Raw genomic sequence first — 25,345 nt, forward strand, 5'->3', positions numbered from 1 at the left:
CCTCCCCTCCCTCCCGCGCCCCCGGTCTGGGATGGTGGTGTGCGGCACGCACGTCCCCTACCGGAAGAGGCAGCACGGACATGGACATCGAGTCGCTCCGCCGGGACACCCCGGGCTGCGCCCACAAGGCGCACCTCAACAACGCCGGTGCCGCCCTGATGTCCCGGCGGACCCTGGACGCCGTCACCTCCCACCTGGAGCTGGAGGCCACCATCGGCGGCTACGAGGCCGCGGCCGCCGCCCAGGACCGGATCGAGCACACCTACGACGCGCTGGCCCGCCTGCTCGGCGCCGACCGCGACGAGATCGCCGTCACGGAGAACGCCACCCGCGCCTGGGACATGGCCTTCTACGCCCTGCGCTTCGCCCCCGGCGACCGCATCCTCACCGCCCGGGCCGAGTACGCCTCCAACGCGATCGCCTTCCTGCAGACCGCCCGCCGGTACGGGGTCAGCGTCGAGACCGTCCCGGACGACGAGCACGGGCAGCTCTCGGTCGAGGCGCTGCGCTCGATGATGGACGAGCGGGTGCGCCTGATCGCCGTCACCCACGTGCCCACCCAGGGCGGCCTGGTCAACCCGGCCGCCGAGATCGGGAAGGTGGCCCGCGAGTTCGACGTCACCTACCTCCTCGACGCCTGCCAGTCGGTCGGCCAGCTCCCGGTGGACGTCGCCGAGATCGGCTGCGACCTGCTCACCGCGACCGGCCGCAAGTTCCTGCGCGGCCCGCGCGGCACCGGTTTCCTCTACTCCTCCCGCCGCCTGACGGAGCGTCTGGAGCCGCCCTTCCTGGACCTGCACGCGGCCACCTGGACCGGCCCCGAGTCGTACGAGGTCCGCCCGGACGCCCGCCGCTTCGAGACCTGGGAGACCTTCTACGCCGGCAAGATCGGCCTCGGCGTCGCCGTGGACGCCGCCCTGGAGCTCGGCCTGGACGCCATCGAACGCCGCGTCACCGCACTCGCCGCCCGCCTCCGCGAAGGCCTGGCGGCGCTGCCCGGCGTCCACGTCCACGACCAGGGGCTGCGCCGCTCGGCCATCGTCAGCTTCACCGTCGACGGCCACGACTCCCCGGACGTCGCCGCCCTGCTCCGCTCCCGCGACGTCAACGTCTCCGTCTCCTGGGCCACCAGCGCCCAGTGGGACCTCGGCGCCCGCGGCCTGCCGACGGTGGTCCGGGCCTCCGTCCACTACTACAACACCGAGGACGAACTCTCCCGCCTGCTCGACGCCCTCCCCCGGCCCAAGGCCTGACCTCCCCCGCCTCCCCTCCGGGTTACGCTCACCGGGTGACAGTCCTCGCACGTCTTGCCCGCTCCGCCCGCTCCCCGTGGCTCCGGCTCGGGGCGCTGCTCTGCGTGCTCGCGGCCGCGGCCGGCTCCCTGCTGCTCTGGAGCCCGACCGAACTGCTGGAGGGCGGGGTCCCGGCCCCGCTCTTCCTGCTGGTCTACGCCGCGGCGACCGTCGCCTTCGTCCCCAAGCCCGCCCTCAACGCCGCCGCCGGCCTCTTCCTCGGCGCCGCCCAGGGCATCCCCGTCGCGGTCGCCGCCACCACCCTCGGCGCCCTGCTGGCCTTCGCCCTCGGCCGCACCCTCGGCCGCGACGCCGTCCGGCCCCTGCTGCGCGGCCGCGTCCTCACCGCCCTGGACCGCCACCTCAGCGACCGGGGCTTCCGCTCCGTCCTACTGCTGCGCCTGATCCCCGGCATCCCCTTCCAGGGCGCCAACTACGCCGCCGCCTTCTCCGGCGTCCGCGCGCTCCCCTTCACCGCCGCCACCGCGCTCGGCGTCATCCCGGGCACCGCCGCCTACGTCACCGCCGGCGCCAGCGCCTCCGACCCGACCTCCCCCGCCTTCCTCGTCTCCGCCTCCGCCGTCGCCCTCCTCTGCGCGGGCAGCCTGTACTCCTTCTGGCACACCTCCCGCCGCGCCCAGGCGGACCGGGTGGCCGAACACCGTGAGAGCATCACCGGATGATCTCCACCGAGGACCTCGTCGGACGCCGCCTGGTGCGCGTGACCGCCGCCTGGCAGCAACCCGAGGCAGCCGAACCGTCCCTCCTCCACATGTGGTGGCACCTGGAGGACCTCGGCCCCGTCCGCTTCACCACCCCGGACGGCGGCCTGACCCTGGACCTCACCCCGCCCGACGCCGCCGACGCACCGGTGCAGGACGACCCGCCCGGCTTCCCCATGACCCCGTTCGTCGGCGAACCCATCCGCTCCGTCCGCAGGGTCCGTCACCAGTTCGGCGCCGAGGACTTCGCCGACGGCATCACCGTCCGCTTCCCCACCGGCTCCATCCGCGTGCTCAACCTCGCGGACGCACTCGTCCTCCAGCCGTCTCCGCTCAACGCGTGGCGTCGGACGGAAGGCCCCTGACCTTCGCCGCCGCCCCGGCCCGCGGGATCCCTTCGACCGCCGTACAGATGCCGAAGACGCGGTCGTGGCCGGTCCAGCCGTTCACCCGGCCGCGGTTGTTGCTGATCTGGACGCGCTTCCTGGTCCGGTCGAGGGCCGAGACCAGGTGCACGTACACCGTCCCCGCGACCCGGGCCAGCACGATGTCGCCCACCTCGACCTTGGCCGGGTCGACCGGGGCCACGGTCACCAGTTGCCTGCTGCGGATCAGCGGGACCATCGAGTTGCCGCTCGGCCGGAACTCCACCACGGCCCCGGCGGCCACCCGGGCCGCCACCGCGTCCAATGCACCCATCCGGCGATCGTCCCAGCGGGAGCGTCCGCACTTCCACTCGTTTTCGCACGCCTGACCCACCGTCAAGTCCTCGCCCAGGCCCGGCAGCACCTCCCACCAGCGACATTAGGTAAGCCTAACCTTATCTGCCTATCATGCGGCCATGCAGAAGATCATCCACGCCGTGGCAACGGTCGCGGCCACCGCCGCCCTCGCCGTCACGGCCGTCCTCGCGAGCCCCGCCTCCGCCACCACCGGAGCCCCACACGGCATCGAACTCCCGCCACCCACCGGCGACTTCGCCGTCGGCCGGGACACCCTCGCCCTCGTCGACCACAGCCGCAAGGACCCCTGGGTCCCCACCGAGGACCGGGAGTTGCTGCTCTCGCTCTTCTACCCGGCAGTCCCGCGCACCGGCAGCCCGGCCCCCTACTTGACCACCTCCGAAGCCAAGGCCCTGCTCACCGACCGTGGCCAACTCGCCGACCACACCACCCCGGAGCGCGTCGCGGCCGCCCGCACCCACGCCCGCACCGACGCCCTCCCCCGCCCCACCCCCCGCCGCTACCCGCTGATCGTCCTCTCCCCCGGCTTCTCCCTCCCCCGGGCCTCCCTCACCGGCCTCGCCGAGGACCTCGCCAGCCGCGGCTACGTGGTCGCCGCCGTCGACCACGCCTACGAATCGGACGGCACGCTCTTCCCCGGCGACCGCCTGCTCACCTGCAAGGCCTGCGAACAGGTCTTCCCCACCGGCGAGTTGAAGCGCGTCTCGGACGGCCGCGCCCGCGACCTCTCCTTCGTCCTGGACCGGATCACCGGCCCGCACCCCGCCTGGCGGTACTCCTGGCTGATCGACAGCACCCGGATCGGCGCCGCCGGCCACTCCATCGGCGGCAACGCCGCCTCCGCCGTCATGACTACCGACCCCCGCGTCGACGCCGGCGCCAACCTCGACGGCACCTTCTTCACCCCCATCCCCGAGACCGGCCTCGGCGGCCGGCCCTTCCTGATGCTCTCCGGCGACCCGACCCTCCTCCCGCCGGACTTCGACGACCCATCCTGGAACGAGGCCTGGACCCGCCTCGACGGCTGGAAGCGCTGGCTCGTCGTCACCGGCCTCGGCCACCCCGGCTTCACCGACTGGCCCGTCCTCGGCGACGCCTCCGGCTACACCCACCCCGAGACCCCGCTCCCGGGCGCCCGCTCCTCCCGCATCGTGCGCAGCTACGTCGGCGCCTTCTTCGACCACCACCTGCGCGGAGCCACCACCCCCCTCCTCGACGCCCCGTCCCCGACCTTCCCGGAGGTCACCTTCCACCGGCCCTGACCCGGAAGGCCAGGCGGTGGCCAGGGCGTTCACACGGATCTCCGGCACCGTGCGGTGAGGGCCTGGTGATCGGTCAGCTCTGCTCGCGGCCGGGCGGTGCGGACGAGGAGGCCCGGCCCTCCGCGCTGGCGGAGGGCCGGGCTTGGTTCAGTTCTCCATGCCGAAGTAGCGGGTGAGGTAGTCGATGATCTCGGTGGCGTGCGGCAGGAGTTCGGGCAGCTGAGTCGCGAGGACCTCCCGGGTGGCGATGGCCAGGCCGCCGGTGGTGGTGGCTGCGGGGCGGACGTACGGTTCGAGGCGCTTGATCAGTTCGTAGTTGCTGTCGATGTTCTCGGCGCGCATCGCCTTCTCCAGCGGCGGTGCGCCGGGCGGCGGGACGGGGGCGAGGACGCGGCTGACGTAGGTGACCCGGTGCAGGATGCGCCAGCACGGGGGCTTGGCGGAGTTCTGCCGGGCCTGACGGAGGGCGGCGGCGTCGGGTGCGTCGCTGCCCTGCAGCCAGGTCGGGTCGACGACCTTGTGGTAGAAGTCGTCGAAGTTGGCGCTGGTCTCGCCGAGGTAGAAGGTGAGGAAGCGGTAGGCGTCGACCTTGCCGGGCACCAGCACGGGTTTGCCGGCGGCGTCGTAGACCGGCTTGCCGTTGCTGTCGCGGCGCTGGAGGTCACCGGACGGGGCGCACTGGACGTCCAGGCCGAAGGAGCGCGACGCGTCCTTGCCCTTGGCCCGGGTGACGCTGAAGCCGCCGCCCACGGAGGCGTCGAGGCTGCCGAACCACCCGAGGCCGAAGGCGCCGAAGCTGCCTTCGAAGGTCCCCCCGAACGAGCCGCTGAAGCTGTACGAGCCGGAGGTGGTCTCGCTGACGGCGTCGGTGGCCTCGGTGCTCTCGGCGAAGAAGCCGCCCTGGGCCGTCCAGACGTAGGTGTTGACCAGGTCGCGGTGCGAGAAGCCGGTCGCGGCCGCGCTGCCGGAGGTGCTGCGGCCGGTGTCCTGCTGCCCGCCGGAGACTCCCATCGAGCGCAGCACCGACTGCGCCCGGCCCTCGGTCGGGTCCGCGTGGTCGGTCTCGGTGGAGACCGACTCGTAGAAGGCTTCCAGGCGCTGCTGGTCGCGGGTGATGCGGCGCTTGAGCGCGTAGGCGTCGCGCGGTTTGAAGTAGCTGTACTCGCCGTAGGCGGTGGCGGTGGGGTAGTCGGGGTCGAGGACCTTGCCGCGGTCGTCGAAGCCGACCGCGCCGTCCAGGGTGCCCTGCTTGGTGTAGCGGGGGTTGATCGGGAAGTGGATGACGTTCCAGTCCAGCGGGATGTCGGGGTTGGGCAGCATCCGGTAGGCGACCAGGGCGCCGGTGTGCGCCAGGCGCAGCGCGAAGACGTCGGCGGTCTGGGACTGGACCAGGGCGGTACCGGTGTTGGCGGGCACGTACCGGGGGCCGACGGCGGTGTTCAGCACCTTGGCCGCGTCCTCGGTGTACCCGGTCAGGGCCAGCTTCGTCCTGCGGGTGGTGGTGTGGCCCTGGCTGACCTTGGTGTCGGTGCTCCAGGTGTTGGCGAACTCCAGGCCGCCCTTCACACCGATCTTCATCTGGCCCTCGGCCAGTGGCTGCGCGGTGCCGAAGCCGAGCGGGGCGGTGATCGTCAGGACGCTGGCGTCGGTCTCGACGCCGAGGGAGAAGTTGAAGGCGGCGTTGACGCTGCGGGTCTTGCTGGAGGAGAGGCTGCGCACCACCTGGTCGGCCTCGGTGAACTCCACCGAGGAGGCGCCCGCCCAGCCGTCGGCCTTGTCGGTGAGGTTCTCGGAGGGCACCGGTGGGGCGCCCTCGACGAAGCCGACGAGCTGTGGGGCGAACTGGGCCTGGCCGACCCACTCGGTGGTCAGGCCGCCGACCTTGTAGCCGGTGACCAGGTGCCAGCGGCCGTCCCGGACGAAGGCGTAGCAGCGCTTGAGCACGCCGAGCGCCTCGCCCTTGGCGTCGAACTGGAGGTCGGCGTACTCGGTGACGGCGGGTGCGCCGGCGATGGTGTCGTGGAAGGGGGTGCGGACGTCGGCGAGGGCCGAGCGGACCTGGGCGGTGTCGGTGGAGACGGGCGCGGTGGAGAGCAGGACGCGCGGTCGCTTGGCGGAGAAGCCCAGGTTGTTGCCGCGCAGGCCCTCGTCGCGCACCGACGTGGTGCCGGGTTCGGTGGAGTCCCGGTCGAAGGGCCAGTAGCCGAGCAGGTCCTGCTTCTCCCCGCGCAGGCGGGTGAAGAGGTTGTCCTGGATCTGCTCCTGGGTGCGGACGGTGCGCCAGATGCGGACCTCCTCCAGCGTGCCGGTGAGCGGGTCGGCCAGTCGGCCGCCCTCCAGCCGTGCGCCCAGGGTGAGTTGGGCCTCTCCCCAGGCCGCGGCGGTGTCCTGTGCGGTGACGGCGCCCTCGGCCAGCTGCTCACCGTTGCGGTACAGCCGCAGCGGGCTGGCCAGGGGGTCGACGTCACGGGTCCAGCGGGCGCCGCGCAGCTTCGCCGGGAAGGTGCCGGAGACGTCGAGGGTGACGTTGCCGGCGTTCTCGTTGAACGCCCAGCGGGCCAGCAGCCCCTTCTCGCGTGAGGTGACCGGCAGTCCGAGCCGGGCCTGCGGCCGGGCGGAGTTCCACAGCCGCAGCTCGCACAGCACACCGGTCAGGCCGCGGCCGATCACCACCTCGCTGGTGTTGGACTGCGCGCCGGGGCCGGTGTACACATGGCTGCCGACCGCACCGCCGTCGAGGTAGAAGCGGATCTCCTGCTCCGGCTGGACCGCGTTGGCGGTCGTCCCGGTGGTGGTGGAGACCGCGGGCTTGCGGCGCTCCCGCACGACGGTGATGCGGTGGAACGCGCCGGGTGTGACGGCCCGGTCGGAGGTGTAGCGGACGGGTTTCCCGTCGGCCTCGGCGAAGGCGAACTCCACCAGGCCGTCAGGCCGGACGCCGAGCTGGTACGGGACGCCGTCGCGGCCGCCGTCGACGACCGTGCCCTTGGAGAGCAGGCCGAGGGGCGTTCCCAGCTTGTCGATGCGGACGAACGCCTCGACGGTGAGGTTCTCCAGTACGTCCAGCGCGGGCTGCGCGGCCACCGCCAGGCCCTCGCCGCCGTCCAGGCTCAGCGCCCAGGACTGGGTGAAGGTGGCGGCGAGGTGCGCCCATTCGTTGCAGGGGAAGCGCTCGGCCGACTTCAGCACCCGGTCGCCGACCCGGGCGGTCACCTGGTAGCCCTTGATCGGGGAGGCCGGGCCGCTCGTGCCGGGGAAGGTCCAGTACCCCAGCAGGCCGGGTTCCCGGCCGGAGAGGCGCCGGTGGCGCTCGGCGGAGATCTCCTGCTTGGTGCGGGCCCGGCCGAAGACGCGGACCTCGTCGACCTGGCCGTCCAAGTGGTCGCCGGTGAAGGGGAAGTGACCCAGGATCAGCGGGCCGTTGCCGGTGTAGGCCCCGGTGGTGGTGCGGCGGCCGACCTCGACGCCGTCCCGGTAGAGGATCTGCTCGCGGGTGGCGTTCTTGTACACCGCGGCCCAGTGGTGCCACTCCAGATCCGGGTATGCCTGGGCGGTTTTCAGGTCGTCGCCGTACAGCGAGAAGTAGAGGGTCTCGTCGGGGTGGATCCACAGGTGCAGGGACTGGTCGACCCGGCCGTCCGTCGCGCCGTGGAACAGCAGCGGCTCGACCCGGCCGCGGGACTGGTTGCGCTTGGCCCACAGCTCGATGGTGAAGTCACGGTTCGACAGGTCGAGCGAGGGAGTGAGCTGGGCCTTGGTCCCGTTGACGAACTGCCAGGCCGGCAGCGCGGCCGGGGCGAGCGCCAGGGAGTAGCCCGATCCGTCCGTCCTGGCGTGGACGATCCGGCCCCCTCCGGCCTCGGGATTGACCCAGGCCTCCAGGCTCAGGTCGCCGGTCGGGGCGATGTTCTGCTGCTTGCCGGCGGGCAGGGTCAGGTACTGCTCCTTGCCGTCGAACAGGAAGGCCCGGCCGGGCAGCTCGGCCCGCCAGCGGCAGCCGCGCCCGGTGACCGCGGCCTTGGCCGTGCCGTTGGGCACGGACTCGACTCCGCCCGTGCTCAGCGTGACCAGGCGGGAGCCGACGGAGAGCAGCACCCCGGGGCGGGTGGACCGCGCCCGGGCCCAGTCGTAGCCGACCAGGCTCAGCTTGTCGCCGGGCTTGGCCGTCACGCTCTTCGCCGTCAGTTCCAGCGACTTGGCGCCGATCGGGGCGTCGGCGGCCACGGCGTAGCCGGTGCCGCCGATCTGCAGGTGGGTCTTGGCCGGGACGGCGACGGTGGTGGGCGCGGTGAGTTCCACGGTGCTGCCCGTCACCCGGGCGACGGCGCCGAGCGTCACCGGGCGGCCGGGGCTGCCGACCAGCGCGGCGGCCATCTGCTCGGCCCTGCGCGGCAGGGAGCGCCAGGTCTCGGTGTCCGCGCCGACGGTGATCGTCAGGTCGCAGCGGCCGGGGGCGTCGCCGTCGGTGACGGTGATCGTGGCGCTGTCCAGGGGGACGGCCGGGTCCCGGGCGAGGAAGACGAGCGTGCCGCTGTCGGCGGTGAGGGTCCGGGTGCCGCGCAGGACGGCGGTGTCGTAGTACGCGGCGAAGAACTGGTCGTCGGCACCGCGGAAGTACAGCACGAGGTTGCCGGTGCCGCTGTCCAGCAGCGCGGGCCGGTCGGTGCCCCGGGCGAACTCCAGCAGGCCACCGCTCAGGCTCAGGCCGGTGCTGTCCACCGCGAGCAGCGGCATCGCGACCGTGAGGTCGTCGTCGCCCTGGAGCGCACCCGAGAGCTTCGCCAACTGGGTCCGGGCGTCGGCGAGTTCGGCCTGCTTGGCGGTCAGGTTGAGCTGCAGCTCCGCGATCCGCTGCTGGGCCTTGAGCGCCTCCTGGAGGAGCGCGCGTGCGGTGTCCATCTGCGCCTTGGCCGCGAAGTAGCGCTGGTCGACCCCCGACCGCATGGCCACCTGGGTCATCCGGAACAGGCCCGACTCCGCCTTGAGGCACTCGCTCGACTGGAGCACCAGGGCCAACTGGGTGGTGGAGGGGGATCCGAACGCGAGCCGGCTCGCCCGGTTGACCAAGCGGACGCAGTCGCCCTCGGTGACCAGCTGGAACTGCGCGGCCCGGTTGCCCGGGTCTCGGGGGCGCAGGTACAACTGGGCGTTCTCCGCCGTCGAGTTGCCCACGACACGGACGTCCTTGTTGAACCGGTGGGAGACCAGCCAGTAGCAGGGCCTGCCGTCCTGGCTCTCGCCGACGGCGTCGAACCGCCAGGACGTGAAGACGCTGTCGAGGACGAACACAGCGCCGCTCTCCGCCTGGTTGTCAGCGCCGCCGAGCCACTGCAGCGTGCCGCCGGGCACCACCCGCGGGGTCTTGAGCTCGATGTTGTAGATCCAGGAGGTCACCAGGTCCTTCTCGGCGAGGTACTGCTGCTCCAGGAGATCGAACCCGGGCTTGAGCCGGTCGTGCTCCGCCTGGCACTCGGCCAGCCGTCCGGCCGCGCCCTTCAGCCTGTTGATGTCCGCCTCGACGGCGGCGACCTCCGGCTCCAGCCGCTTGATGAGCTGCTGCAGGGTGCTGGCCTGCTCCGAGTCCTGGCCCTTGGTCGGGCGCTTGAGCACCTGCGGGTCCAGCACGTCCGGCACCTGGGCCAGCCGGCCGTCGCGGCCCACCGCGAAGTCCAGGGTGGCCACGGCGGGCTCCTGGCCGTACTTGGCGGCGAAGGCCAGCATCACCCGGGCCTGGCGCTTGGCGGGCTTGGGGTCGGCGCGGTAGCCCGCGACGACGTTCTCCTGCTGGTGGTAGAGAAGGGCCGACATGCCGGAGACCACCGAGCGGCCCTTGAGGGTGAAGCTGTCGCGCCGCACCCCGGGGTGCTCGCCGACCGGGGCGTCCGAGCCGGTCCACTGCGCGTTGCCCTTGAGCGTGGCGTGCCCGGCGTGGTCGCTCTGGTCGTGGGCGGTGGTGCCGGTGCCCTCGTCGAAGCGGTAGTAGGCCACCAGGCCCGGCTCGTTGCCGATCAGCCGGTTGTTCAGGTCCGCGGTGAGTTCGGCCGCCGAGCGCACCCGGTTCCAGATCCGCAGCTCGTCGAGGTCGCCGTCGAAGAAGCTGTCGGCGCCGCCGGAGCTCTGCTTGCCGACCAGGGTGGTCGCGCCGGCTGCGGGCGTGAACGGCAGCGCCGCGCTGCCGGCCGGCCTGCCGTTGACGTACAGCTTCGCCGTGGTGCCGTCGAAGGTGGCGGCGACGTGGGCCCAGGTGTCCGCCGTGAGCGTCTCGGTGGAGGTGAGCGTGGCCGGCGCGCCGTCGTGGGTGAGGAACACCGCGCCGTTGGCGTCCACCCCGAGCAGGTACTCCCCGCCGCGGGCCAGCACCGGGCCCTCGAGGGCGGCGGGCTTGACCCACGCCTCGATCGAGTAGGGCTTCCCGCCGAAGTGCAGCGGTGTCCGGTCGCCCAGGTCGAGGTGGGCGTCGACGCCGTCCAGGCGCAGCGCGGTCTCCGCGTGCCCCTCGCTGCCGGTCACCGGCACGAGTTCGCGGCCGGTGAAGGGGCAGGTGCCAGGGCTGCGTTCGAACACCGAGTCCCGGTAGGCCGGGTCGGGGCTGGTCCAGAATCGGGTGCCCTGGGTGTTGAACAGCCCCTGGGCGCCCTGCTCGATGTTGAAGCTGTCGACCCGTCCGGTAGCGTCGTTGTGCGCGAACAGCTGCCAGCGCTGCACGTTGGCGACGGCGGTCGGCACCAGCACGACGGCGAACCGGCCCTGGGTGAGGTTCTTGACGAAGGACAGCTCCTGGGTCGGCTCGTGGAACGGGCGGCCCTCCATGTCCTCGGTGCCCAGACTGTCCTTGGCCGACTCCGGGCGGGTCGCGTGCCGGGAGCGCTTGAACCGCACCTCCAGCACCGGCTTCAGCCTGCCGTCCACCAGCACGAACCGGTCGACGAGCAGGGTGTCGCGCACCAGCGGCACCTTCTTCGCGGCGCTGGGCACGTAGTCGGTGCGGGACGGATCCCCCGAGCTGCCGCCGCCGGACAGCTTGTACACCGCGTCCGGGTGCGTCCCGCCGACCGACTGACGCAGGATCACCACGTACGTGCCGTCGGACATCACGTGGAACGGGGCGTCCGCCGTCAGCCGGGCGGTGCTGGACAGGAACGGGTCGATCTCCGCGGCGGCCGGCCGCTCGTCGGCACCGGCCTCCGCCCCGCCCCGCTTGACCGTTGGCATCGCCGTCGCACCGACCGCCGCGTACCCCACCTCGGCGATCTCCCGGGGGAAGGCCACCTCGGCCGGGTTGTCGCTCCAGTACGCCGAGTCCACCTCCCCCTTGGCCGCCGGGCCGGACAGGTCCAGCACCGTGTAGACGAGCCGGCGGGCGGCGTCCATCGCGAAGGCGATCGTCGTGCCCTGGTGCCGGGCCATCGTCACGTGCCGGTACGACCGGTCCCCGTACGTCTTGAGCAGGGAGTCCTGAACTGCCACCGTTCCCCTTCCAGGCGCGTGGAACACCGACCCGGGGCCGTGCGGTCCGGGGCCGGCGGCGAGTGTGCGAATCAGTCCTGATGGAGCGTCAGCGAGTCTGGCAGGTGCGTTCGAAGTGAAGAGTCGGTTCCGGAGCTACTCGCACCGCACACGGCTTGAACGCGGTGCGGATGGCCGGAGTTCACTCATCCGACGACGTGGCCCAGGCTCCCGGGCTCCTACGGGTAAGCCCGGCGAGCCGTGGAACCGCCCCACGACCGACGCGGCCCGTGGCCCGCGGGCTCGCCGTCGATGCGGCCCGGCGGCGCCTTGTGACCGGCGCCGTCCCGTCGGGCTCCCCCCGCGTTGTGGCCCACTGGTCGTCCGACAGATCCCCACGCCCCATGCGAGGAGCCTGGCATCGAGCCGGATCACCTTCTGAAACTGTGACTGTGCGTTCTGGTTGGCGAGTTGGGCGATTCTTCCCCCCTGCTGGCCGTGACTTGGGAAGATCAACTGGGGCGTCGAGCGGCGCCCGCCGAACCCTGGAGGATCCCCGTGAGTGAGACCACCCCCGCCCTGCCCGCCCCGACCATCGCCGACAGCAACGTCGTGGACCTCGCCGATGTCCAGAACGGCCTGAACGTCACCATTCCCGCCTACGCCGACTTCTCGGCGGGCGACCAGATCCGGCTCTTCCGGGACGGCACCAGCGCCACTGACCCCATCACCGTCCCCGAGGGCGAGGGCGACCAGCCGATCTCCATCGACATCCCGCGCTCCGCGCTCGAAGCGCTCGGCGACGGCCCCGTCCACTTCACCTACAGCGTCACCGACCGGGCTGGGAACGAGAGCGCGCCCTCCGAGCCCGTCGTCCTCACCATCGCCGACCAGGCCTGACGCCACCCCTGCGCGAGCCGGTTCGGCGGCGGGAGCAAGGCCGGCCGCTCGCGGATCGGCAGTAGCCACCGCCCACAGCGCCATCGCGGCCACGGCTCAGGACGGGTACGGGTACCCGATGGGCCTGGCCGCGATGGGCACTGTTCAGGCGTCGGCACCTGAACGGCTGGAGGCTGCTCTCGACCGCCGGCGCTCAACTCGCCAAGCGCGACGCTCAGTCACGACCGGAGGGTCCTGGCCGGCGCCCCGCCGGATCAGGGCCTGTTGTTGCCGGCCCCGCGACCGGTGGGGTCAGCTGGGCAGGATGATCGAGGCGGTGCTGCTGCGGAAGTTGGAGACGCGGGCGTACTGCTCCTGGTTCCGCTTGGCGTCCGAGCTCTCCAAGGGGGACTTCTCGTTCCACCAGTAGCCGCGCGTCTTCTCCGTATTGGCGGTGAACAGACGCGCCTCGTACTCGGCCCCTGGCTTCACCCCGGTGAAGACCTTCTGGAAGCGCCAGTAGCCGGTCTTCGAGCTCTCGGAGAACTGGGCATGGCCTACTACGGTGCCCCGATCGCCGCCCTCCTTCAGGTAGAAGTCGACCGCGAGGTGCGGTGTGTACATGCCACCGTAGTTCTCCCGGTACCAGGCCCAGAAAAAGTAGTACTGGGCCCACGCCTCGAAGTGGACGACCAGCGCCTGCTCACCGTTGTTGAGCGTGACGGGGGTGAGGAGGAACCGGTGCTCCAGGCGGGACCAGTCCTGGCTGCCGTAGGCCCGCAGGAGCTTGCCCGAGACCGTCTCGCCCCGGCTGGCCACGTCCGCCAGGGTCGGCGGAGCGGGAGGTGCGGGCGGGGTGGGCGGCACGTAGCGGTCGACGCCCCGGTGGACCAGCAGCAGGGCCCGCCGCTCGTCACCGGCCGGGCCCTCCGTGAACGGCAGCAGGGCCGGGGTGTTGTTGGAGTCGTGGCCCTCCAGCTTGACCGGGCTGGTCCAGTCGCTCTCACCGGTCCAGGTGGTGTGGATCAGATGGTCACTGGAGACGGCCGGGTAGACGGCGTGGAGCTTGCCGTCGAAGGAGGCCAGCGCGGCGCCACGCCGAGACATCCACAGCTCCCCTCCCTCCTCGTCGAAGACGTCCGGGAAACCGTTGTCCTCGCTCCATGCGGTGCCGTCGAACACGGCGTGCACCAGCTCGCCCCCCTGCTTCGCCGCATCCAACGGCCCGGTGCCGAAGTCGAAGCGCAGGCTCTGGCGCGCGAGCGCGTGCAGCTTGCCGTCGTGCACCGCCAGGGCCACGTTGCCCGGCCACCCGTGCTGGTCGAAGGCTCGCTGGTTGAGCAGGTCCATGACGGCGCCCCGGTGCGGCAGGAGCTTGCCGAGGATGCTTTCCAGGGCCGTGACGTCACCCGACGTGCGGAGCGCCTCCAACGCCGCTTCACGGTCCGCGGTGGCGACGGAACCGTCGGGATCGACGGCCGACGTCCACCCGCCGTCGACGCCACGGACCCAGTGCTGGAGGTACCTGGTCTGGGGGTCCACGAAGACCAGGTGCACGGCCCCGTTGAACACGGCCAGCCCCGGAGCCAGGGGCAGGTAGGCGGTCACCGGGATCTGGCGGGGTTCAGCCCACGTCGGGCTCCCGTCGACCATGTCCAGCTGGGTCTCCCACAGCGACGTCGACCGGATTCGCTGACCGTCGGACGAAGAGCCGCCGTCACTCGTCGACTCGATGCGGGTGAAGACCATGCGTACGGTGCCGTTGTCGTTGACCAGGGCCGGGGTCTCGGCACTCGCGATCGCGTCCGCATCCGCGTCGGGGGTCCACCTGCGGGCCCTGTCCAGGGCTTCGGCGGCGGCAGCGACGCTCTCCTGCTGCTTGCGCTTGTCCTCGTCGCTCGCACCCTCGGGCAACGGCGCACCGGCCTGCTCCAGCGCGGCGATCAGCGGGAGCAGCGCGGAGGGGGTGAAGGAGGTCCACTTGAGGGGGAGCTGCTTGTGCGTTCCTTCCCTGGCGCCACGGTGTGCGCAGTACAGCGCGCCGTTCGCCTCGACCAAGGCGGGCGCGGCGACGCTGAGATGGTCCGCGAAGGCCGTGTCCTGGCTCCATCCGTGCTCGGCGGTGTACACCGCCCGCCACAGGTTCTGGTCATCCTGCTGCTGAACTTCGTCCACCATGCGGCACTCCCTGATAGATGATCACGACCGAGCCGAACGTAGCCGTCTGATCAGCGTCAGGTGGTGGCTTTGCGTACATGCCACCGGCAGAGGCAGAAATTCGCCGCCCGCTCTTGACGACGCCTACGTCCTGTTCACGCGACACGCGCCGCTCAGTGCGACCGGGGCTCACACGGCGTTGCGCTCGAGGGGTGCATGCTGCGCGGCAGGATGGTCGGCCGGCCAGAGGGCTGGGCGGTTTCGATCATGTGCGTGACCGACTGGGCAGGGACGGACTACGGTGTCCGTCGGTCTCGCCGTCGGTCCAAAGGGGCATCAGAAGCCATGCGTGTTCGGACTCCTGGGGGTCTCGGCCGACCGACCTTCTTGTGCGGCACGCACCCGAGCGCGGCACCCGGCCCCACCACGGCAGCTCAGCGCCTCGGCTCAGGTGTCGTAGCAACCGTCCCAGGGCGCGGTGAAACCCAGGCCGTCGGGGTAGAGCTCGACCCACACGCCGCGGCCCTCGCCCTCCTCCTCCCCGTCCTCGCCCGGCTCTCCGTCCTCGTCCTCCTCGACGACCAGGCCGAACACGGCTTCCTCGAACCGGACTTCGAAGGGCGCGATCGCGATGTCCTGGTACTGCCGGTCCGGAAGGGCGTCCAGCCACTCGGCGAGCAGCAGCCCTGCCGCGTCGACCGCCTTCCGCTCGCCGTCGGCCGTGGTGCCGGTGAACTGGATACGCGAGTCCAGGTGACGGCCGGCCTCGTCGAACCGGTGCAGCACGCTGTACCAGCGCTTCCGGGACTGCCAGTCGCCGTCGCTCCAGTCCTGGGGCAGCGTCGCGGTGACCGAGGCGAAGAACTGGCCGCCCCGGCATCGTCCGATGGTGCTCGTGCGGTAGTCGGGTTCGTGCCTGATCGGGATGACCTCGGGAACGCTCATGACCGGAACCATAGGCGCCACCTGGGACAACCGGCGGCGGACGGCTGACCGGTCGGCCCGCTCATCTCCACAGGGCGAGGAAGGAGAGGGCGGCGACGCCAGCCCCGATGCCCGCAAGAGCGAGGACGAGCGGCCACCGTGCCCCTCCCTCAACGCCCTTGGGACCGACCGAAGGGGCCGACGCACCGTGGACGACGTGTGACGCCACCCTCATGGAGCTCGGCTCGGCCGTCCCCCAGTCCCCCACCGCCGGGTACCCGAACGGCGGCTGCTGCGGCGGGAAGCCCTGCGGTTGCGGCAGGCCCCACGGGTTGGTCTGCGACCCCTGCCCCGTCACCACCGGGAACGGCTCGTCCAGGACGAGGTCCAGCCAGACGGTGGGCTCGGCGCTCCAGCGCCCGTCCGCGCCGCGCAGCAGGAGGCCCCCGTCCCCTCGGCGGCGCCAGCGCCGCCCCTGGACGTCGGTGTACTCCGCGTGGATCTCCGCCAACTGCGCCCGCGTACCTTCCGGCATCCCCGGAACGGGGACGACGGCCTCCCCCGTCGAGGGGGTGTCGGAGGACAGGTACAGGTCCAGAGCCCGGCCACCCGGGGTGATCTCCGTGTCCCGCCAGTACAGCCGTACCTCCGTCACGGGATGCCGGCCCCGGTAAGCGGCCCGCACCGCGTTCCCGACCGGCTCGACGGTGAAGTCCCGTGCAGACATCAGGAGTTGTTGCCGCTCCCGCCGCCGCTCGGCCTGCTCCTCCTGCTCGGCCCGCTGCCTGCCGGCCAGCTCGGCGCGGCGCTCGGCCTCCTCGGCACGCCGCTCGGCCGACTCCGCCGACCGCCGGGCCCGCTCGGAGTCCTCGATCTGGCGCCGGAGCTGCTCGCCCTGCAGCTTCACCAGCGCCGCCTGGCTCCGGTATCCGGCCACACCGATCCCGACGCCCGCCAGGGTGCTGAACGCCCCCACCACGGCGACGATCGTCTCGATCACCCTCGTCTCCCCCGTTCCGTCGGCGAACAGCTTGCCCGTCCACGGTCACGCCTGTCCGGCGAACGGCCACAACGCCCTGAGGTAGCGTCAGGGAATGACCGCCTCGACTCCCGTACGGCTCGCCACCTTCAACGTCCTGCACGGGCGGACGGTCGGCGACCCCGGCCCGGTGGCCGTCGGGGCGCTGGTGGAGGCCGTGGCCGCCCTCGACGCCGAGGTGACGGTGCTTCAGGAGCTGGACCGCTTCCAGGAACGCTCCGGCCGGGTCGACCAGGCCCGCGCCGTCGCGGAGGCGCTCGGGCCGGTGGAGTGGCGGTACGCTTCCGCGTTCCACGCCCGGGCCAGGGAAGGGCGCAGCTGGGTCCGCGAGCGCTCGGAGCCGGGCCTGCGGGTCTACGGCCCGCCCGGGACCGGGCACGACGGGACGGCTCCCTCGCACGGCATCGCACTGCTGTCGCGGCTGCCCGTCCACCACTGGCGGGCACGGCGTTTCGCGGAGCCGCCGGTCGCGGCGCTGCTCCCCTCCCCCTCCTCGCGCGGCCTCCGGGTGGTGCGGGACCATCCCCGGGTGGCGCTGGCGGCGGTCCTGGAAGGCCGGCGAGGACCCTTCACGGCGGTGGCGCTCCACCTGTCCTTCGTCCCGGGCTGGAACGTCCGCCAGCTCCTCGCCGTCCGGAGGTGGATCGCCGACCTGCCCCAACCACACGTCCTGCTCGGCGACTTGAACCTCCCGGGCGCCGTCCCGACGACCGTCCTGGGCCGCGGCTGGCACCCCACCGCCCGCGCCCGGACCTTCCCCGCCCACCACCCGCGGCTCCAACTCGACCACGTCCTCACCACCGGCCCCGGCCCCCACCGGCCGGTACGGGTGGCTCGGCCGCCGATCTCCGACCACCTCCCCCTGGTGGTCGAACTCCCCCTCTAACGCTCGGACCGAGTTCCCTCCGGGGCGAACGGGTGCCGGAAGGTGAAGCCGTCCGCCGTGACGCCGTGCTCGTGGAGGCGTTCCATCCTCGAGGCCCCGTCGCCCCAGGTGGGCACCGCACCGTCAGGAACCCACCACATGACGTGGGTCGGGTGGCCCGACCTCTCGAACCAGTCGTGACGCCGACTCAGCGCCTCGCGGTGCAGCCCGCCGTACACCGCCTCGAAGGCCGCGTCCTCATCCGTCCAGAGCGACAGCGTCGCCGCCAACGCCGTACTCTCCGCCGTCCGCCCCTTCCGGTACCAGCCCGGCACCGCGAACTCCCCCCACACCCCCCAGTCCGCCCCGAAGAGCTCTCCCGGTCCCCCGGCCACCGGTTCGGCGTGGGCCAGGTACCCGGGCTGCCGGCTGATCTCGCGGTAGACCGACTCCCCGCTCTCGTACAGCTCACGGGTGAGCGTCCCCGGATCGGCCAACGGCAACTTCAGAACTCCGAACGTGTACAGCGCCAGCTGCGGCATGCGTCCCTCCCCGGTTCCGGGGGTCCGGGTACGGGACCCCCTTGCACGCGTGGGCGGTCACCCACGAGCGGGTGAGGCTAGTCGCCTTCCCCGATCATGTCGAAGTTGCGTTTTCGGTGCCGGGGTGGCCTCCCGGACGAGTCTCAGCGGTGCTCGGGGTTCTCGAAGTCGTAGCGGCAGCCGGCGTCCCAGCCGGAGCGCTGGTTGCCGTGGGCGGGGATGCCGCCGGCGTCCTTGAGGAGGCGGGCGAGGTGGAGGAGGTTCCAGGTCATGAAGGTGGTGTTGCGGTTGGTGAAGTCGTTCTCCGGGCCACCCGATCCCTCGTCGAGGTAGGACGGGCCGGGGCCGGCCGGGCCGACCCAGCCGGCGTCGGCCTGGGGCGGGATGGTGTAGCCGAGGTGCTGGAGGCTGTAGAGGACGTTCATGGCGCAGTGCTTGGCGCCGTCCTCGTTGCCGGTGATCAGGCAGCCACCGACGCGGCCGTAGTAGGCGTACTGGCCCTGGGAGTTGAGGATGGAGGAGCAGGCGTAGAGCCGCTCGATGGTCTGCTTCATCACCGAGGAGTTGTCCCCGAGCCAGACCGGCCCCGCCAGGATCAGGATGTCGGCGGACATCACCTGGCTGTAGACCACCGGCCACTCGTCGGTCTCCCAGCCGTGCTCGGTCATGTCCGGCCAGACCCCGGTGGCGATGTCCAGGTCGACCGGCCGCAGCACATCGACGGCCACGCCCTGGCGCTGCATGATGCCGGTGCTGATGTCGATCAGCCCCTGGGTGTGGCTGCGCTCCGGGGAGCGCTTGAGCGTGCAGTTGAGCACGATCGCGCGCAGGTCGGCGTAGGAGGTCCCGGGTTCGGTGGTCATCACGTGCTCCTGGTGAACGGTCGGGGCCCGGCGGGTGGGTGGTGGGCCCAGCTGACCACGTCGGGCGCCGCACCCCCGGGAGGACACGCCGCCGAGGTCACGGAGTGCGGGCGGGGCAGTTGACGGAGCGCCGTCGGGGGCCGGAGGTGCCGGGAGGGGCGGCTGAGAATTCGTCAGGGTGGGGCGGGGACTGGGCCGTTCGGGGTACCTGTCCGCCTGCCGTCGTGGGATCGGGCACGGGCCCGGTCAAGCTGGGTGGGGCCGCCCGTAGGGGGCGGTCGCGGAGGGGAGTCGGACGTGGGTGGGAAGTCGCCGAACGTGCAGGCGGTGCTGGCGGCACCGAGTCGGGCCGCGCTGTTCCTGGTGATGACCGTGGAGGCCGGCGGCGAGCCGGTGGTGCGGGAGTTGTTGGGGGATCTGGCGGGGCTGGTGCGGTCGGTGGGGTTCCGTCGGCCGGCGGACCGGCTGACCTGTGTGGCGGGGATCGGCTCGCAGGCCTGGGACCGACTGTTCGGCGGGCCGCGGCCGGCCGGACTGCACCCCTTCGTGCCGCTGCGCGGCGCGCGGCACACCGCCCCCTCGACCCCGGGCGATGTGGTCTTCCACGTCCGGGCGCAGCAGGCCGACCTCTGTTTCGAGCTGGGCACCCTGATCACCCGTCGGATGGCGGGTGCGGTGCGGGTGGTGGACGAGGTGCAGGGCTTCACCTACTTCGACCAACGCGACCTGCTGGGCTTCGTCGACGGCACCGAGAACCCGGAGGGGAACCCGGCCGTGGAGGCGGTCCACATCGGGGACGAGGACCCGGACTTCGCCGGCGGGAGCTACCTGATCGTGCAGAAGTACCTGCACGACCTGGACGGTTGGGACCGGATCGGCTCGGACGCGCAGGAGCGGGTGATCGGCCGGACCAAGCTCTCCGACGTCGAACTCCCCGACGGCGTGCAGGCGTCGGACTCGCACGTGGCGGTCAACCAGGTGCTGGACGAGGACGGCGAGGAGCGCCAGATCTACCGCGCCAACATGCCGTTCGGCTCGCCCGGGCGGGGTGAGTACGGGACCTACTTCGCCGGGTACTGCCGCACGCCGGAGGTCACCGAGCAGATGCTGCGGAACATGTTCCTCGGCACCGACGAGGCCTCCCACGACCGGATCCTGGACTTCTCCACCGCCGTCACCGGAAGCCTCTTCCACGTCCCGACCGCCGACTTCCTGGAGGACGGGCCGGCCGCCGACCCGGACGCCTCCACCAGCGAGCGTCAACAGCCGGAGAAGGACGGCTCGTTGGGGATCGGCAGCCTCAAGCCCGCTCCCGTCCGGGCCGATTGAACCGTCCCCCAGTGAAAGCACCGTGAACCCGTGGACAACCTGCACCGCGCACTGGCCCCGATCAGCGAGACCGCCTGGGCCGAGATCGAGGAGGAGGCCCGCCGGACCTTCGTCCTGCACCTGGCCGGTCGCCGGGTGGTGGACCTCTCCGGTCCGGCCGGGCCGGCGCTGGCCGCGGTCGGCACCGGGCACCTGACCCCGCTGCCGCCGCCCGCCGAGGGCCTGCGGGCCCGGGCCCACCAGGTGCGCCCGGTGGTGGAGTTGAGGACGCGCTTCACGCTGAGCCGGGACGCGGTGGACGACGTGGAGCGCGGGTCGAAGGACAGCGACTGGCAGCCGGTCAAGGACGCGGCCCGGACCATGGCGATGGCCGAGGACCGGGCGGTCTTCGACGGCTGGCCGGAGGCCGGGATCTCCGGGCTGCGGGCCGCCGCCGACAATCCGCCGGTGGCGCTGCCGCAGGACGTCACCGCCTACCCCGACACCGTCAGCCACGCACTCTCCACCCTGCGGCTGGCGGGCGTCGGCGGCCCGTACGCGCTGCTGCTGGGCGCGGACGCGTACACCGCCGTCAACGAGACCTCCGACCACGGCTACCCGATCCGTCAGCACATCGCCCGCGCCCTGGACTGCCCGCTGATCTGGGCCCCGGCGCTGACCGGCGGAGTGCTGCTCTCCACCCGGGGCGGCGACTTCGAGCTGCACCTGGGCCAGGACCTCTCCATCGGGTACCTGCGGCACGACGCCGACACGGTGGAGCTCTACCTCCAGCAGGCGCTCACCTTCAGCCTGTACTCCCCCGAGGCCGCCGTCCCGTTGGTCTGAGCGGTCCCCGTTCTCCGGTGTGAGCTCTCGGACAAGCGCCCGGGTCGAGTGGTGCGGGTCAGTGCCGATCGAACGCCAGGTCCCGGGGCCGCACGTGCTCGCGCGGGCCCGCCGCCCGCAGGACCACGTCCAGCACCCGTGCCGGATCGGCGGCGTAGGCGTGCGAGAACCACGCCATGTTGGCCTCCACCACGGCCCAGCGGTGGCCCGGGCGGTACGGGTCGAGCAGCTGCCCGACGTCCACGACGACGGCGCTCGGCAAGGTGTGCCCGGCCTCGGCGACCAGCCGGTCGGCGAACTCGGTGATCTCCGCCGCGATCGCCCGCTCCGCGAGGCCCGTGGCGAGCGGGCGGGGATCGAACGGGCGGGGATCGAGCCGGCCGAACGCCGCGTACCGGCTCGCCGCAGCGATCTGACCGTCCAGCAGGAAGAGCCGGTACTCCGCGGCGAAGGTCACCACCTCGGACAGCAGGACCGGCGTCGCCGGGTCCAGGTCGGAGGGCAGCCGCGAGCCGTCGGTGTGGATGCCGGGGGGAAAGGACTTGTCACGTGGCGGCTTGACGAACGTCGGCCGGTCGAGCGCCCACACATCCGCCACGGTCGCGGTCCGGACCGACCGGCCGGTGAACTCCTCCGACAGTTCGGCGAGCCAGTCGTCCCCGGGCTCCAGGAGCGCGAACCCGAGCCGGCCCGCCAGTCCGGCACCCGCGATCGGCCCGCCGTACCAGTACGCGGGGCCCACCAGTCCGGGCTCCTCGGCGGCCCTGACCGCCATCCCACGGCCCGCCGCCTCCGCAGCCAGCAGCTCCATCGTCGACGTCCGCCGCCCGGGCATGACCAGCACCGCGATCCCCTCTCCCTCACAGAGGCACCACGCTAGCCTCGCCCTCCCCCCACCGCAGCCGAGATTCCCCGCCACGGCGCCCACGCCCACCGGACCCGCTCCACCGCCCCCGGGGACACCGCCCCCGGGGACACCGCCCGCTGCACGGTGCTGTGGATCGCGAAGACCTGCTCCAGCGACGAATCCGCACGAAGGGCAGTCAGTTCGGTGCGGAGGCGCGGCCGGAGGAGGCACGACGGCGGCGGCGGAGGTCCGCCAGGGCACTGGCCATCGCCGCCGCCTCGAAGCCGAGCGCCACCAGGATGCCCACCTGGAAGGCCGAGGCCCAGGAGTGGCCGCCCGCCAGGTGGGCGAAGAAGGCGGCCCCGACGCAGGCGACGCCGATCGCGGTGCCGAGCCGCTGCGCGGTCTGCAGCACGCCGCCCGCCGTACCGGCCCGCACCACCGGGACGTCGGCCAGGGCCAGCGCCAGGTTGGGGGCGATCACCAGCCCGGAGCCGACGCCGGCCAGCAGCAGCGGCCCGGCCGTCGCCCAGCCGGCGTTCCGCCCCGGCACCAGGTGGACGGCGAGGGCGGCCAGTGCCGTGCCGGCGAGCACCAGGACCAGGCCGGCCACGATCAGGGACCGCCCGTGCCGGGTCACCAGCCGTCCGCCCACGGCCGCCGAGACGGCCGAGCCCGCCGCGAACGGGGTGACGGCGAGGCCGGCCGCCAGGGCGCTGTAGCCGAGCCCGTTCTGGAGGTAGAGGGTGAAGATGAAGAAGATCGTGGTGAAGCCCGCGAAGTAGAGCATCCCGAGCACCGCGCCCCAGACGTACGAGCCGGCCCGGAACAGCGCCAGGTCCACCAGCGGTACGCCCCCGGCCCGGGCGGTGCGCCGCTCCCAGAGGGCGAAGAGGGCCAGCAGGGCCAGACCGAGCGGGATCAGCCACCACTTCGCGGCTCCCTTCCACTGCTGCTCCTGGATCAGCGGGAGCAGCACGGCGACCAGGCCGGTGCCGAGCAGCAGCACCCCGACCCCGTCGATCCGCCGCCCCAGGCCGCCCTGCGAGGAGCCGCAGCCGGCCCGGCCCGGGATCAGGCGCAGGGCCAGCAGGAAGGCCACGATCCCGATCGGCACGTTGACGAAGAACACCCAGCGCCAGCCGTCCGCCGGTCCGGCCGCCTCGATCAGCAGGCCTCCGGCCAGCGGGCCGACGGCGGTGGCCAGACCGACGGTGGTGCCGAAGTAGCCGAAGGCGCGGCTGCGTTCGGGGCCGGTGAACATCTCCTGGATGAGTCCCGAGATCTGAGGCCCCACCAAGCCCGAGGCCACTCCCTGGAGCAGCCGGAACACCACCAGGGCGAGGGCGGTCGGGGCCAGGCCGCAGGCGGCCGAGGCGGCGGTGAACGCGGCCAGGCCGGTCAGGAAGGCCGTCCTGCGCCCCCACATGTCGCCGAGCACGCCGGCCGGGATCAGGGTCAGTCCGAAGGTGAGCGCGTAGCCGGAGAGCACCCAGGAGAGCTCGGCCGGGCCGGCGTCCAGGCCCCGGTCGATCGAGGGCAGGGCGACGTTGACGATCGAGACGTCCAGCAGGCTCATGAAGCCGACCAGCAGGCAGACGCCGAGCGCCTTCCAGCGGCGGCCGCGGTCGGCGGCCGCCGTCACCCCGCCCTCCGGGTGCGGCCCGGCCGCTGACGGGTGGTCACCTGGTGGGCGGCGGGGGTTCAGCGGTACTCGTCCCGGGCCTGGGCCAGGTCGTCGGCGATGGTGAAGGCGATCGCCTCGTCCAGCGACTCGTCGCGGCTGCCGTCCGCGAACTCGGCGTCGCGGTCCTGGTCGGCGTCGACCAGGTGGACGGCGGCCTCCTCGGCGCCGGCGGCCCCGGCGTCCGGGCCGACGTCGAAGCCGGTGACGTCGTCCTCGCCGCCGAGCAGGCGGCCGGCCCGGGGGGACGGTCCGTCGGTCCAGCGGTCGTCGACCACCTCCGGGACGACGTCCGGCTCCTCCTCGGCGAGGTGCTGGTCGAGGGACTCGCCGGCCTGGGCCTCGGCGGCCGTGGTGCCGTAGGCGGTGGCGCCCTGGTAGCCGTCGGCGGGGATGACGCCGGTGTCGAGCGGGTCGTCGTCGAGGCGGTCGGTGAGCAGGCTGTCCGCCGGTTCGAGCACTCCGTCGTCCTCGGCCGGGAGGTCCTGATCGTCCCAGTCCGCCATCAGACACCTCCCTGGTGCGGTGCCGGCACTGCGTGCCCGGTCATGCCCATGCTTCGCACCCGCGCGGCCGGGTGCAACTCAGCGTGCCCGCCCGAGGGGCCGACCGGGTGGGGCCGCCCGGAGCGCGGCGGGTGTCGTGCCGTACCAGCGGCGGACCGCCCGCCTCAGGGCCCGGGCGTCGGCGTAGCCGCTCCGGGCGGCCACCGCGTCGACGCCGAGGTCGGTGCGCCGGAGCAGCCTGACGACATCGGCCCGGCGCAGGTCCTCCACCTCGGCGGTCCAGGTGGTGCCGTGGTCGTCCAGCCGGCGTTGCAGGGTGCGGGGGCTGAGGTTGAGCCGGCGTGCGACCAGCGCCAGCGTGGGGGCGGCCTCGGTGTCGGCGGCGACGGCTCCGAGGGCGGCGTGGAAGAGGTCCAGCCAGCCGTGCACGGCCACCGCGCCCGCGATGTTCTGTTCGGCGTGCCGGCGCAGCACGGCCGAGAGTCCGGGCTGGGCGTGCGGGGTCGGGGAGTTCAGGTCCGCGGCGAGGAAGGTCATCGAGCCGACCGGTGCCTCGAACTCGATCGAGCGGGTCCCGTAGAGCTCTGCCAGCTCCCGGTGCCGGCCCGGGGCAGTGGTGCTCAGCGTGACGTGCACCGGCACCAGCGCGCGGCGGGCGGCGGCGCTCAGCCGCTGTTGGAAGAGGGCGAGCGCGCCGGCCCGGACGGCGGCGGCCCCCTCGTGGGACATGTCGGCGCGGTTGACGTGGGTGAGGGTGACCTGGCTGCCGTTCTCGGTCACCTCGACGCCGTCCGTACCGGTGTCGAGGACGGCGCCCAGGTAGCGGACCGCATCCCGCAGGCCTTCCAGCGGGGTCGGGGCCGAGGTGATCAGGTAGTCCCAGACGCCGAGGCTCCCGACCTCGGACTCCCGGGCCAGCACCCGGGCGACCTCGGTCCAGGGGGCCCGGACGGTCATCAGCTCGGCGATCCGGATGCTGGTGGTGGTCGGCGGCCGGCAGAGGTCGTCGTGGAGGTGCTCCGGGTCCAGGCCCACCAGCCGCGCGTACCCCTCGACCGGGACGCCGAGGCGGCGCGCGCCGTCGACGTTCAGCCGGGCCAGGGCGGAGGAGGTCGTCCCCCGGGGCGCGTTCTCGATCACGAGGAGGCAGCATAGGCCCCCTTGGCACGAACGGTCCCCCGCCTGGCGTGCCGGGTCCCTCGGGGAGCGGCCTCGGGCGCCGTAGCGTGGTGGACGCCGAGGCCCGGCCCCGGGAACCGCCTCACGGGGGTGGGCGGTTCCCCGGGGCCGGGTCCGAACGCCGCCGCAGCGGCCGTGAACAGCGGATGAAGAGTCCGTCACGCCCGGATGCCGCCTGAAGGTTCGTCAATGACCCTTTCGGGCAAGATCACCTTCCCGCCCGGGCACCCCTCGCGGCCCG

The 25,345-nt window shown here is 72.7% G+C and carries 19 protein-coding genes; 8 read left to right on the plus strand and 11 right to left on the minus strand.

The window, feature by feature from the left end:
• The first annotated feature begins 80 nt into the window (after window positions 1-80).
• From ACWEPF_RS02955 to ACWEPF_RS02965, 3 genes are read left to right on the plus strand one after another with little or no spacing between them, the layout of a single operon-like run.
• Window positions 81-1,253 (plus strand): aminotransferase class V-fold PLP-dependent enzyme, encoded by a 1,173-nt coding sequence (locus ACWEPF_RS02955; protein WP_449798110.1) that lies wholly within the window; start codon window positions 81-83, stop codon window positions 1,251-1,253.
• Window positions 1,254-1,288: 35 nt separating this feature from the next.
• Window positions 1,289-1,975, plus strand: a complete 687-nt coding sequence (locus ACWEPF_RS02960; protein ID WP_452171139.1) for a TVP38/TMEM64 family protein — start codon at window positions 1,289-1,291, stop codon at window positions 1,973-1,975.
• Window positions 1,972-2,379, plus strand: a complete 408-nt coding sequence (locus tag ACWEPF_RS02965) for a hypothetical protein (RefSeq protein WP_452171140.1) — start codon at window positions 1,972-1,974, stop codon at window positions 2,377-2,379. Before ACWEPF_RS02960 ends, ACWEPF_RS02965 begins: the two co-directional genes overlap by 4 nt.
• Here the strand turns inward: ACWEPF_RS02965 and ACWEPF_RS02970 are convergent.
• Complete coding sequence (locus ACWEPF_RS02970) at window positions 2,348-2,713, minus strand: S24 family peptidase (protein ID WP_452171141.1); 366 nt, start codon at window positions 2,711-2,713, stop codon at window positions 2,348-2,350. The two genes, ACWEPF_RS02965 and ACWEPF_RS02970, sit on opposite strands and share 32 nt — an antisense overlap.
• A gap of 142 nt (window positions 2,714-2,855) precedes the next feature.
• On the opposite strand from ACWEPF_RS02970, the gene ACWEPF_RS02975 reads away from it, so the two are divergent.
• Window positions 2,856-4,019, plus strand: coding sequence for an alpha/beta hydrolase family protein (locus ACWEPF_RS02975; RefSeq protein ID WP_452171142.1), 1,164 nt, complete (start codon window positions 2,856-2,858; stop codon window positions 4,017-4,019).
• A 147-nt stretch (window positions 4,020-4,166) separates the two neighbouring features.
• On the opposite strand, the gene ACWEPF_RS02980 is transcribed toward ACWEPF_RS02975, so the two are convergent.
• Window positions 4,167-11,486: a LamG-like jellyroll fold domain-containing protein gene (locus tag ACWEPF_RS02980; protein ID WP_452171143.1), complete on the minus strand. Its 7,320-nt coding sequence runs from the start codon at window positions 11,484-11,486 to the stop codon at window positions 4,167-4,169.
• 537 nt (window positions 11,487-12,023) lie between these two features.
• On the opposite strand from ACWEPF_RS02980, the gene ACWEPF_RS02985 reads away from it, so the two are divergent.
• A complete protein-coding gene (locus tag ACWEPF_RS02985) occupies window positions 12,024-12,365 on the plus strand; it encodes a hypothetical protein (protein ID WP_452171144.1) in 342 nt (113 codons plus the stop codon).
• 291 nt (window positions 12,366-12,656) lie between these two features.
• On the opposite strand, the gene ACWEPF_RS02990 is transcribed toward ACWEPF_RS02985, so the two are convergent.
• From ACWEPF_RS02990 to ACWEPF_RS03000, 3 genes are all read right to left on the minus strand, one after another.
• A complete protein-coding gene (locus ACWEPF_RS02990) occupies window positions 12,657-14,522 on the minus strand; it encodes a hypothetical protein (protein ID WP_452171145.1) in 1,866 nt (621 codons plus the stop codon).
• A gap of 426 nt (window positions 14,523-14,948) precedes the next feature.
• Window positions 14,949-15,446 carry a hypothetical protein gene (locus tag ACWEPF_RS02995; RefSeq protein ID WP_452171146.1) on the minus strand — a complete coding sequence of 166 codons (498 nt, stop codon included), beginning with the start codon at window positions 15,444-15,446 and terminating at the stop codon, window positions 14,949-14,951.
• Window positions 15,447-15,507: 61 nt separating this feature from the next.
• Window positions 15,508-16,425, minus strand: a complete 918-nt coding sequence (locus ACWEPF_RS03000; protein WP_452171147.1) for a hypothetical protein — start codon at window positions 16,423-16,425, stop codon at window positions 15,508-15,510.
• 94 nt (window positions 16,426-16,519) lie between these two features.
• Between ACWEPF_RS03000 and ACWEPF_RS03005 the strand changes: the two genes are divergently transcribed.
• Window positions 16,520-17,350, plus strand: coding sequence for an endonuclease/exonuclease/phosphatase family protein (locus ACWEPF_RS03005; protein ID WP_452171148.1), 831 nt, complete (start codon window positions 16,520-16,522; stop codon window positions 17,348-17,350).
• Here ACWEPF_RS03005 and ACWEPF_RS03010 read toward each other — a convergent pair.
• Both ACWEPF_RS03010 and ACWEPF_RS03015 read right to left on the minus strand, forming a co-directional pair.
• Window positions 17,347-17,871, minus strand: coding sequence for a DUF3291 domain-containing protein (locus tag ACWEPF_RS03010; protein WP_452171149.1), 525 nt, complete (start codon window positions 17,869-17,871; stop codon window positions 17,347-17,349). The genes ACWEPF_RS03005 and ACWEPF_RS03010 overlap by 4 nt on opposite strands.
• A 143-nt stretch (window positions 17,872-18,014) precedes the next feature.
• Entirely contained in the window at window positions 18,015-18,734 is a 720-nt protein-coding gene (locus ACWEPF_RS03015; protein ID WP_452171150.1) for a flavodoxin family protein, read from the minus strand.
• A gap of 297 nt (window positions 18,735-19,031) precedes the next feature.
• On the opposite strand from ACWEPF_RS03015, the gene ACWEPF_RS03020 reads away from it, so the two are divergent.
• Both ACWEPF_RS03020 and ACWEPF_RS03025 read left to right on the plus strand, forming a co-directional pair.
• Window positions 19,032-20,063, plus strand: a complete 1,032-nt coding sequence (locus ACWEPF_RS03020; protein WP_452171151.1) for a Dyp-type peroxidase — start codon at window positions 19,032-19,034, stop codon at window positions 20,061-20,063.
• A gap of 30 nt (window positions 20,064-20,093) precedes the next feature.
• A complete protein-coding gene (locus ACWEPF_RS03025; RefSeq protein ID WP_452171152.1) occupies window positions 20,094-20,888 on the plus strand; it encodes a family 1 encapsulin nanocompartment shell protein in 795 nt (264 codons plus the stop codon).
• Window positions 20,889-20,946: 58 nt separating this feature from the next.
• Here the strand turns inward: ACWEPF_RS03025 and ACWEPF_RS03030 are convergent, their stop codons facing one another.
• From ACWEPF_RS03030 to ACWEPF_RS03045, 4 genes are all read right to left on the minus strand, one after another.
• Window positions 20,947-21,699 (minus strand): ATP-grasp domain-containing protein, encoded by a 753-nt coding sequence (locus ACWEPF_RS03030; RefSeq protein ID WP_452171246.1) that lies wholly within the window; start codon window positions 21,697-21,699, stop codon window positions 20,947-20,949.
• Between the two features lie 232 nt (window positions 21,700-21,931).
• A complete protein-coding gene (locus ACWEPF_RS03035; RefSeq protein ID WP_452171153.1) occupies window positions 21,932-23,380 on the minus strand; it encodes an MFS transporter in 1,449 nt (482 codons plus the stop codon).
• A gap of 59 nt (window positions 23,381-23,439) precedes the next feature.
• Window positions 23,440-23,925 carry a DUF5709 domain-containing protein gene (locus ACWEPF_RS03040; RefSeq protein WP_452171154.1) on the minus strand — a complete coding sequence of 162 codons (486 nt, stop codon included), beginning with the start codon at window positions 23,923-23,925 and terminating at the stop codon, window positions 23,440-23,442.
• A 78-nt stretch (window positions 23,926-24,003) separates the two neighbouring features.
• A complete protein-coding gene (locus ACWEPF_RS03045) occupies window positions 24,004-25,065 on the minus strand; it encodes a helix-turn-helix domain-containing protein (RefSeq protein WP_452171155.1) in 1,062 nt (353 codons plus the stop codon).
• Window positions 25,066-25,345 lie beyond the last annotated feature (280 nt).

The organism is Kitasatospora sp. NPDC004289 (genome assembly GCF_053602875.1).

What these genes read in the sequence shown, in the direction of transcription:
- ACWEPF_RS02955 (WP_449798110.1), top strand. Translation starts at nt 81, where the DNA reads ATGGACATCGAGTCGCTCCGCCGGGACACCCCGGGCTGCGCCCACAAG.
- ACWEPF_RS02965 (WP_452171140.1), top strand. Translation starts at nt 1,972, where the DNA reads ATGATCTCCACCGAGGACCTCGTCGGACGCCGCCTGGTGCGCGTGACC.
- ACWEPF_RS02970 (WP_452171141.1), bottom strand. Translation starts at nt 2,713, where the DNA reads ATGGGTGCATTGGACGCGGTGGCGGCCCGGGTGGCCGCCGGGGCCGTG.
- ACWEPF_RS02975 (WP_452171142.1), top strand. Translation starts at nt 2,856, where the DNA reads ATGCAGAAGATCATCCACGCCGTGGCAACGGTCGCGGCCACCGCCGCC.
- ACWEPF_RS02990 (WP_452171145.1), bottom strand. Translation starts at nt 14,522, where the DNA reads ATGGTGGACGAAGTTCAGCAGCAGGATGACCAGAACCTGTGGCGGGCG.
- ACWEPF_RS02995 (WP_452171146.1), bottom strand. Translation starts at nt 15,446, where the DNA reads ATGAGCGTTCCCGAGGTCATCCCGATCAGGCACGAACCCGACTACCGC.
- ACWEPF_RS03005 (WP_452171148.1), top strand. Translation starts at nt 16,520, where the DNA reads ATGACCGCCTCGACTCCCGTACGGCTCGCCACCTTCAACGTCCTGCAC.
- ACWEPF_RS03010 (WP_452171149.1), bottom strand. Translation starts at nt 17,871, where the DNA reads ATGCCGCAGCTGGCGCTGTACACGTTCGGAGTTCTGAAGTTGCCGTTG.
- ACWEPF_RS03015 (WP_452171150.1), bottom strand. Translation starts at nt 18,734, where the DNA reads ATGACCACCGAACCCGGGACCTCCTACGCCGACCTGCGCGCGATCGTG.
- ACWEPF_RS03030 (WP_452171246.1), bottom strand. Translation starts at nt 21,699, where the DNA reads ATGGAGCTGCTGGCTGCGGAGGCGGCGGGCCGTGGGATGGCGGTCAGG.
- ACWEPF_RS03040 (WP_452171154.1), bottom strand. Translation starts at nt 23,925, where the DNA reads ATGGCGGACTGGGACGATCAGGACCTCCCGGCCGAGGACGACGGAGTG.